The sequence below is a fragment of the Bartonella sp. MU37NMGALS genome, assembly GCF_042194015.1.
Classification (GTDB): Bacteria; Pseudomonadota; Alphaproteobacteria; order Rhizobiales; family Rhizobiaceae; genus Bartonella; species Bartonella grahamii.
Genome location: NZ_JBHIML010000104.1, coordinates 1 through 966, shown reverse-complemented (window position 1 = coordinate 966; position 966 = coordinate 1). Strand labels below are relative to the sequence as shown.

The window sequence follows — 966 nt, the reverse complement described above, 5'->3', positions numbered from 1 at the left end:
AGCGTGATTCACGCCACGGGGGAATTGCGCGCAATGTAGGAAATCAAGATGAGTGAACAAAACACTAACCTAATAGAAATTGAAGAAACACATCATTTAGCCGTCGAACAAACTGTCATGGAACGTATTTTAAATAAAGCCTTAGACAGTGACGTCGATATGGATCGCTTAGAGCGTCTTCTTGATTTAAGAGAACAAGAGATAAAACGACAAGAGCGCCAAAATTTTGTCCGTGATCTTTCGGCTGTGCAAATGGCATATAAAAATATCGAACAAAACGCCATTAATAAACATACAAACAGCAAATACGCTACACTTGATCAGTACATTGATGCTGTAAAAGACGGACTTGCAACATACAAATTTGCTTTGTTTTATCGTATTAAAAATCAAACAGAAAAAAACGTTACCATAGAAATAACTCTGTCTCATCCTTCAGGCAATGAAATATCAACAGAAGGAACATTTCCAATTGACAGTACAGGCTCTAAAAATAGCATACAATCACTTGGTTCCACACTTACCTACGCACGAAGATACCTATTAGGCATGCTTCTTAATTTAGCAAGTAAAGAAGACGATACAGATGGTCAAATGCAAGCCAAAGAAGACGATACAAATAATCAAAAAGTTTCCTCTAAACAGATAAAGCAAATCGAAGAATTAATCGAACAAACAGAATCTGATAAAAATAAGCTTCTCTCTTATGCAAAAGTAGAAAAGCTAACAGATATGTCTTGTGAAACAGCAGACGACGTTTTGAAAATATTAGAAAGCAAGCCAAGAATTCAAAGAGAAAGCGCTCTACAATCTCTCCCACCACAAGAGAAAACATACGTTCCTATACAAGATGCCGAATATATTCACGTCCAAGATATAGAATATGTATCACAAGAACAAAGAACGGCGGTGTGATATGGAACAAAGAACAGCAGAATGGTTTCAAGCGCGCTTGGGTAAAGTCAC

Annotated in this window: 1 protein-coding gene; it reads left to right on the top strand. The window is 37.0% G+C overall.

Going from position 1 to position 966, the window contains the following annotated elements:
* Positions 1-48: 48 nt before the first annotated feature.
* Positions 49-915, top strand: coding sequence for an ERF family protein (locus tag ACFIJP_RS09315; protein WP_273791660.1), 867 nt, complete (start codon positions 49-51; stop codon positions 913-915).
* Positions 916-966: the final 51 nt, after the last annotated feature.

Coding starts and splice junctions, on each gene's coding strand:
- ACFIJP_RS09315 (WP_273791660.1), top strand. CDS start 49: ATGAGTGAACAAAACACTAACCTAATAGAAATTGAAGAAACACATCAT.